Raw genomic sequence first — 7,028 nt, forward strand, 5'->3', positions numbered from 1 at the left:
CGAGCGCCGCGCCAGTCGCGGGCGGGGGCGGGGGCGGGGGCGGGGGCGGGGGCGGGGGCGGGGGCGGGGGCGGAGAGGTTGCCGTCACCGCGTCACCCGGCAGCACCGGCGCAAGGGCCAGCGCCGCTGCGGGCGTCGGCGGCTGCGGCGTTGTTGCAGGGTCGGGGGCGCTCGCGGGCACCTCGGCAGGCTCCCCAGCTTCGCCGGGCGCGCCTTGCCCGGCGGCGGGCAGGCGTTCGTCCGCATGCGCAGCCGCAACCTGCGTGCCCTCACCCCCTGCCAGCGGCGCGCGCGTCGGTGCGGGCGGAGCAAGGCTCGGGACAGGGCCGTGATCGCCGGGCTCGGGCCGCAGCGCGATGTCGGGCAACGCGGCGGGGAGCGGAGCGGGCGTCACGCCGAGAATCGCGCCGGGCAGCGCGGGGGTCTCATCCAGCGCCGCCCCGTCTTCGGCCACCGGCGTGCGCGCGACCGTCACAAGGCCGGGGAGCGGCGATGGGGCGGCGGCAGGGGGAGACGCCACCGGGCGCAGGGCCGGAGCGGTCGCGGTCGATACGGCAAGCGAACCGGCAGGCGGCAGGGCAGGCGGCAAGAGCTCGCCCGGCTCCGGCAGGTTCTTGCCGGTCGGCCATGCGGGCAGCGCGCTCGCCGGGGAGGCCTCGGCGCGCGGCATGGGGGGCTGCGGCGGGGCGCTCTCGGGGGCCACTCCGGGCACCACAACCGGCGCGGCGGCGGCGGGCGGGGACGCGGCGAGCGCCTCGAGCAGGCCGGCAAAATCGGGCGTCCCTGACCCCGGCAAATGCATCATGGCGGGGCCGCCCGTGAGGGCATCGGCGGCGGGAAGCCGGGGGCCATCGGGCAGGAGCGGGAGGGGGAGCGGGAGCAGGCTGGTCACGTCGGGCATCATCCTCGTCGCGCTGGAAGGAGGGGCGGGATCAATCGTCCCGGCGGCTTTGCAACTTGCGTGCCAGTGGCATGTCGCGCCCCGCCGCCCGGCGTTCCTGCGCAGCGGCGAGCGTGCGCAGCGCCTCGTCGCTCATCTCGGCGAGGCGCTTGGCGCGGGTCTCGGTGCGGGCGAGCGCCTCGGCCTGCCAATCGCGCTGGCGGACGGCATCGCGCGCGGCATCCCCGGCATTGGCGGCGAGCTGCGCGAGCCCCGCGGTGAAGGCCGCGCGCTGCGCCAGCGCCGCACCGGTGGTCGCACCCTCGCGCGCCGCGCTCGCCGCAACCAGGCGCAGGCTGCGCGCGGCGAGCGCCTGCCCGCGCGCCTCAGCCTCCAGCGCCTCGGCCAGCGACCGCAGCGCCTGCTTCCTCGACACCTCGGCGATCAGGCTCTGGCGGCGCAGCAGCGCGAGACGGCGGGCTTCACGCATGATCGGGGGCCATCAGTTCGAGCAGCGCCTGCTGACTCGCCGCCAGCGCCACAGCCTGCCCGCGCGGCTGGGTGAGGAAGGCGTCGATCGGGCCGGACAGCGCCAGCGCCTCGTCGAGCAGCGGGTCGCCGCCGGCGCGATAGGCGCCCATCATCACCAGATCGCGCCCGCTCTCGCGCGCCGCGATCAGCGCCCGCAGCCGCCGGGCCGCGGCGGCGACGGGCGCGCTCGCCACATCGCCCATTACCCGGCTGAGGGAGGCGGGAATGTCGATCGCCGGATAATGTCCGCGCGCCGCCAGCTCGCGCGAGAGCACAATGTGCCCGTCGAGAATCGCGCGCGCGGTGTCGACCACGGGGTCGTTGGTGTCGTCGCCATCGGCGAGCACGGTGTAGATCCCGGTCATCGCCCCGCCCGAGCGCGCGGAATTGCCCGCGCGCTCGACCAGCCGCGTGATCGCGGCGAGCGCGGATGGCGGATAGCCCCGCGCCGCGCCCGGCTCGCCCAGCACCAGCGCCAGCTCGCGCGCGGCGTGGGCGACGCGGGTGAGGCTGTCGAGGATCAGCAGCACGCGCTTGCCTTGCGCCCTGAAATATTCGGCGATGCTGCTCGCATATTGCGCCGCGCGCAGGCGCAGGTTGGGGGCATGATCAGCCGGCACAGCGACGACCACGATCGCGCCCTTGTGGTGCGTTCCCATGTGCCGGTTCACGAAGTCCGAGACCTCGCGCGCCCGCTCCCCGATCAGCGCGACGACGGTGACATCGGCTACTGCGTGGCCAGCGATGGTGTCGACCAGCACCGACTTGCCCACGCCCGATCCTGCCAAGATCCCGAGCCTTTGCCCGACACCCATCGCTGCGAGCGCGTTGATCGCGCGCACCCCGCAATCGAAGGGCGCATCGACGCTCGCCCGCTCCAGCGCGCCCTCGCGCTTGCCGCCCAATGGCCAGGCCTGCGGAAGATCGAGCCGCGGACCGCCGTCGATCGGCGCGCCGAGCGCATCGACCGCGCGACCCAACAGCGCCTCGCCCACCCGCACCTCGCCCGGCTGCCCCAGCCCCCGCACCCGCGCCTGCGGGCGCAGCAGCATCGCATCGCCGAGCAGCATCATCAGCGAGTGGCCCGCGCGAAAACCGATCACTTCGGCGAGGCATTCGGCCCCCGCGTCGTTCTCGATCAGCCCGAGCGATCCGACCGGCAGGGGGAGCCCCGCGACCTCGATCAGCCCGCCGTCGCAGGTCACCACGCGCCCGGTGAGCACCGGGCCACTGGCGACCGGCGCGGCGCGCATCCGGGCGAGGTCGAGCTGGAGTTCGGCAATCATCCCCGCACCGCGGCAGCAATCGCGCGGCGCCATTCGGCGGGACCATCGGCGACCGAGCCCTCGGGCCCCGCGATCACCACGCTGCCGGGTTCGAGCGCGGCGTCGGGCGCGAGCCGGATCGGGCCAAGCGCCCCCTCCTCGACCAGCGCGATGTCATCGGGGTGAAGGTGCAGCACGAGGCTGTCAGCCGCGCCGCCGATGCGGCGGGCGGCGGCTTCGCAGCGGGTGCGCAAGCCCGCAGGATCACGCGCCGCCTCGCCCAGCACGCTCGCGCACAGCGTCTCGACCGTGGCGGCAAGATCGGCGGCGAGCACTGCCAATGCGGCCTCGTCGAGCGCGCGGAAGGTCAGCCGCAGCGCCCGGTGGCGGCGGCCGAGCGCCTCGCTTGTCGCTTCGGCGGCAGCGCGGCCTGCAACGAGCCCATCGGCATAAGCCCGCGCTAGCGCCTCGGCGTGAGGATCGGGTTCGGGCGCGTCGGGGTCAGGTTCGGGCGGCTCCGGCGGCGGGGCGGGTTCCTCGGGCGCGCCGAACAGCGCCGCCTCGCGGAACCCCGCCGCTCCACCCGCTTCCCCGCCGAGCAGCGCGAGCCAGCCGGGGGCGGGATCCTCGGGGAGAGTGTCGGGCACGGGCGAGGGCGCAAACGCGCCCGGCCAATCAGACGAATTCGCCATTGCCGGCTCCGATAACGATCTCGCCCGCATCGGCGAGCCCGCGTGCGATCTCGACGATCGCCTTCTGCGCTGCGGCGACGTCCTTCTTGGCGAGGCGCCCACGCAGGTCGATCTCGTCGCGCACGCCGTCCGCGGCGCGGCTCGACATGGCGGCGAAGAACGGCGCGCGCTCGGGCTCCTTGAGGCCCTTCAAGGCATCGACCAGCTTCTCGTTGTCGACATCGCGCAGCAGGCGGCCCATCGACATCGGATCGAGTGCGAACAGCATCTCGAAGGTGAACAGCTCCTCCTCGATCTTCTCCGCCAGCGGCGTATCGCGCCCGGCGATGGCGGGGAGCACGGTGTTGCGCAGCTCGCCCGCGGCAAGGTTGATGAGGTTCGCCGCGTCGCGCGGCCCCCCAAGCATCAGCGCGGCGGTGCCGAAGGTCGCGGAAATGCGCTGGGTGAGCAGCGTGTCGATGGTCGCAATTGCGGTGGCGGAGATCGCGCCGCTCTTGGCCACGCGCTCGACCACCAGCGTCTGGAGTTCGAGCGGCAGCATCGCCAGCACCTCGGCGGCGGGTTCCGGCTCGATCAGCAGCAGCAGGGCGGCGATCACCTGCGGGTGTTCATCGAGGATCAGGCGCACCAGCACGCCCGGCGCGAGCCACTTCGCCAGCTCGAGGGAGCGCGGCGCGGCGTCGGGCTCGATCCGCTGCATCATGCTTTCCGCGCGCGCGGGGCCCAGCGCCTTGTCGAGCAGCGTGCGCACCCGGTCGCCCCGGCCGCGCATCGGCAGCATCTCGCGCGATGCCTCGCCCGCGAAATCGGCGAGCGCCTCGGCCATCTGCGGCTGTTCGATCTCGCCCAGCGCCATCATCGCCGCGCCGAGCTTTTCGAGTTCTTGCGGAGAGAGACGCGAGAGGAGACCGGTCGCCTCCTCGTCGCCGAGCAGCATCAGGAACACCGCAGCGCGGTCGACCCGGCTGAGGAGCGCAGGCGGGGGGGCCGGGGGAGCGCCGGTGCTGAAATCCTCTTCGGGCATCAGGCCGCCTCCGCCCGGTCGTCGCGGGGATCGGGCGCTTCGAGCATCCGCTGGAGCGCCTCGACCGCACGCTCCGGCTGCTGTGCCGCGAGCCGCCGTGCGAGTTCGACCTGGCGAGGGAGATCTTCGAGCGGAACGCCACTGTCGGTGCTGCCGGACTGCGTGTCCGCAACCTCGCCCGCGCCTTTGCCTTCTCCGTCGGTCGAAAGCGCCAGCGGCGCACCATCGGCGGCCGCATCTTCGGCCTTGCCCTTGCCCTTGCCCTTCACGCCGCCGCCGCGCAGCTTGCCGATCAGCGGCTTGACCGCCAGCAGCAGCACCAGCAGCACCGCGATCAGCGCGCTGCCATAGCGCACCAGCATCGCGAACCACGGCTCTTCGTAGAATGCGGGCGGGGCGAGGTCGGCGGGTTCGAACTTGCTCGCCACCACCTGCACCATGTCGCCGCGCTGGGTGTTGGCGCCCACGGCCGCGCTGACCAGCGCCTGCAATTGCTGACGATTGAGCGGCGCGGCGGCCTTCAATGCCTTGTCGCTGACTGCCACCGCGACCGAGAGTTTCTTCAATGCCCCCGGCCCGGCAGTGGTGACCGCGACCTCGCGGCCCAGCTCATAGGCGCGGTCGGTGGCGGTTTCGGTGTCGGAAGTGGTCGCGGCTGCCGGGGTGGTCGGCTGCGGCGCGCCGTCGACCAGCTGCGCCTGCGGAGGCGGGGTGTTGGCCGGAACCCCGGGCACGCCGCCGACCGGCGCGGTGCCGGTGCGCTGGGCATTGCGCGCGCTCTCGGTGCGGATCGCGCCTTCCTTCTCGTAGGTCTCGCGCGCGGTGGTGACTTCGGTCTTCTCGAGTTCGACCTGCACCTGCGCACTGAAATTGCCCTCGCCCAGCAGGGGGAGCAGCAGCGCGTCGAGCTGTTCGCGCAGCTTGGCCTCGTGCTCGCGCTGGAGATCGAGGCCTTCGCCTGCTGCCGCGCGCGGATCGGACAGCAGCCGCCCGTTTTGGTCGACCACGCGCACCGCATCGGGGCTCATCCCCGGCACGCTCGCAGCGACGAGGTTGACGATCGCGCCCACTTGTTCCGGCGACAGGCTGCGCCCGCCCAACAGCCGCACCATCACCGAGGCGCTGGGGGCATTGTTCTCGCGCACGAAGACCGAGCGCTCGGGCGTGGCGAGGTGGACACGCACGCTCTCGATCCCGTCGATCTCGCGGATAGTCAGCATCAGTTCGCGTTCGCGCGCGAGACGCAGGCGTTCGCCTTCCAGCGTGCGCGAGGTGCCGAGCGGCATTGCATCGAGCATCGCCTCGGCCCCTTCGGGCGCGGCGATCCCGGCATTGCTCGCGACCAGCATCTTGGCGCGGTAGACGTCGTTCTCCGACACCCGGATCGCGCCGGTGCCGTTGTCGATCGAATAGGCGATGCCGCCGCCCTCGAGCGTTTCGACCACCTTGGCGCGCTCGGCATCGGTGAGGCTGGTGTAGAGCACGCGGTCCGCGCCCGAGGAGATCGACATCCACAGCGTGGCCGCCGCCGCGACCGCGCCGAGCGCGCCCAGGGTGGGCAACGCGCGGGCCAGCGCGGGCTGGCTGACGAAGCCCTGCACTTGCGGAGGCAGCATGGTGCGCCAGCCGCTCGCAGGCGCGGGAGGAGCGGCGGGGAGCCCTGCGGGATCGGCGGGCACGGGAAGCGCGTCGGCCATCTATCAGCCCCCCATCCGCATGATGTCTTGATAGGCGGTGAGCAGCTTGTTGCGCACTTGCAGCGTGGCTTCGAAAGCGACGCCCGCCTCCTGCCGCGCGAGCATCACCTGCGCGATGTCGGTGACCTGGCCGCGCTCGAAGGCGACCTGCATGTCGCTCGAATGCGCCTGCACCGCGCTGACCTGTTTCAGGGCATTGTGGAGCGTATCGGCAAAGCCCGCGCCCGGAACCCTGCCGAGCGCCTGAACCGAGCCGCCCGCTTCGCTCGCCGCGCGCACCTCGCGCAGCGCGGCATTGCGGGCGAGCACCTGACTGCGCAGCGCCATCACGTCCTCGACGCCGAAGCCTACTCTCAAGGCGCTCATGCCGCACCTCCCGCCGCGATCAGGCCTGCGCCGCGCATCGAAGCGAGGCGGTAGCGCAGCGTGCGTTCCGAAATGCCGAGCGTGCGCGCGGTCGCGGCGCGGTTGCCCTGATGGCGGCTGAGCGTCTCGAGGATCGCGCGCGCCTCGGAGGCGAAGGCGACGTCGGAGAGCGAGCGCGGCGCGGTGATGCGGGTCAGCGCGGGGGCACCGGCTGCGGCAGTCTCAGCCATGCCGGTCGCGGCAATCGGGCGCACCGCGGTGTCGAACACGATATGGTCGGGCGCGATCGCCGCCGCGCTGCCGGCGAGCAGGATCGCGCGGCGGATCACGTTCTCGAGCTCGCGGACATTGCCCGGCCAGGGGTGGGCTTCCAGCACTTCGAGGGCTTGCGGTGTGAGCCAACCGGGCTGGCCGGGCTTCCCGGTAACAGACTGGCCCTTAACCGGCCGGGGCGCATGGCGCAGCAGCATCGCGAAGGCGAGCGGGGCGATGTCGCTAGGCCGGTCGCGCAGCGCGGGCAGCGCGAGGGGGAAGACATTGAGGCGATAGAGCAGGTCCTCGCGGAACCGCCCC

7 protein-coding genes and 1 pseudogene are annotated in these 7,028 nt (G+C 73.2%); all 8 read right to left on the reverse strand.

Translation table 11 applies throughout. The features are described from left to right. A pseudogene (locus NBV68_RS16170) lies at positions 1-892 on the reverse strand (hypothetical protein); the annotation flags it as partial. Between the two features lie 40 nt (positions 893-932). Then, complete coding sequence (locus NBV68_RS16175) at positions 933-1,370, reverse strand: hypothetical protein (protein WP_296311728.1); 438 nt, start codon at positions 1,368-1,370, stop codon at positions 933-935. Then, a complete protein-coding gene (locus NBV68_RS16180) occupies positions 1,363-2,664 on the reverse strand; it encodes a FliI/YscN family ATPase (protein ID WP_296311741.1) in 1,302 nt (433 codons plus the stop codon). Before NBV68_RS16180 ends, NBV68_RS16175 begins: the two co-directional genes overlap by 8 nt. 29 nt (positions 2,665-2,693) lie before the next feature. Beyond that, positions 2,694-3,368: a flagellar biosynthesis protein gene (locus NBV68_RS16185; RefSeq protein WP_296311730.1), complete on the reverse strand. Its 675-nt coding sequence runs from the start codon at positions 3,366-3,368 to the stop codon at positions 2,694-2,696. Continuing rightward, entirely contained in the window at positions 3,352-4,392 is a 1,041-nt protein-coding gene (fliG, locus tag NBV68_RS16190; protein WP_296311731.1) for a flagellar motor switch protein FliG, read from the reverse strand. The genes NBV68_RS16185 and fliG overlap by 17 nt, the downstream gene beginning before the upstream one ends. Next, the gene (fliF, locus tag NBV68_RS16195; protein WP_296311732.1) at positions 4,392-6,089 is read right to left on the reverse strand and encodes a flagellar basal-body MS-ring/collar protein FliF; all 1,698 of its coding nucleotides are present in this window, start codon (positions 6,087-6,089) and stop codon (positions 4,392-4,394) included. The genes fliG and fliF overlap by 1 nt, the downstream gene beginning before the upstream one ends. 3 nt (positions 6,090-6,092) lie before the next feature. Beyond that, the gene (fliE, locus tag NBV68_RS16200; protein WP_296311735.1) at positions 6,093-6,455 is read right to left on the reverse strand and encodes a flagellar hook-basal body complex protein FliE; all 363 of its coding nucleotides are present in this window, start codon (positions 6,453-6,455) and stop codon (positions 6,093-6,095) included. Next, positions 6,452-7,028 (reverse strand): helix-turn-helix domain-containing protein (locus tag NBV68_RS16205; protein ID WP_296311738.1); only part of this gene is annotated, 577 nt, incomplete at its 5' end. The genes fliE and NBV68_RS16205, both read right to left, overlap by 4 nt.

The sequence above is a fragment of the Erythrobacter sp. genome (assembly GCF_023653175.1).
In the GTDB taxonomy this organism is placed as follows: domain Bacteria; phylum Pseudomonadota; class Alphaproteobacteria; order Sphingomonadales; family Sphingomonadaceae; genus Erythrobacter.